Origin of the sequence: Vibrio sp. 1562, from assembly GCF_033340155.1 — a bacterium.
GTDB lineage: Bacteria > Pseudomonadota > Gammaproteobacteria > Enterobacterales > Vibrionaceae > Vibrio > Vibrio alginolyticus.
Window position 1 is genome coordinate 1 of sequence record NZ_JAWOVY010000407.1, and the last position, 664, is coordinate 664.

1 protein-coding gene is annotated in these 664 nt (G+C 47.4%); it reads left to right on the forward strand.

What is annotated here, in order from left to right; genetic code table 11:
- The coding region (yjeH, locus tag R7Z49_RS25475; RefSeq protein WP_318112451.1) for an L-methionine/branched-chain amino acid transporter at window positions 1–664 on the forward strand (664 nt) is incomplete at both ends.

Here is a 664-nt window from a genome sequence, read left to right on the forward strand (position 1 = left end):
ACTCGAGATTGGAAAGCAGCGTCGCTTGGCTATTTGTCAGTGTAATTCCCGTTGGCGTGCCTGCCGCGATTGCTCTTGCAGCAGGTTTTCTTCAACAACTGCTTCCTACTCCAATTAACAACCACTTATTTGCGCAAGTATTGACGGTTTTTCTGCTCATTTTGGTCAACCTATTGGGCACCAAATCATCAGGGCGCTTGCAAACCATCATCGCATTGAGTGTTTTTGCTTTGGTTGGTGCATTTTTGTTTAAAGGCGAAATCAATAGCGCAGATCTTTCAATGCCGACTCTCACAACAGAGTCCATTTGGCCGATCACCGCAGCACTTGGCGTGATGTTCTGGTGCTTTGTTGGCATCGAAGCCTTTGCTCACATGGGGGAAGAGTTTAAGAATCCGCAACGGGACTTCCCGATCGCGATTATCGTCGGCTGTTTTGTTGCTGGTGCAACTTACTGGGCTTGTTCTGTTGTCATCTTAAAGTTTGGTGCTTATGGCAGCGCGCAATTCGATAATGCTTCCATCCCTTGGTTAAGCGCCCATTTATTGGGAGATAGCGCAAAGTGGCTCATCAGTATCATCGGATTTTCTGCGTGCTTTGCCAGCGTTAACTTATATACCCAAAGCCTATCAAGAATGGTTTGGGCTCAAGCGCGCGAACATCG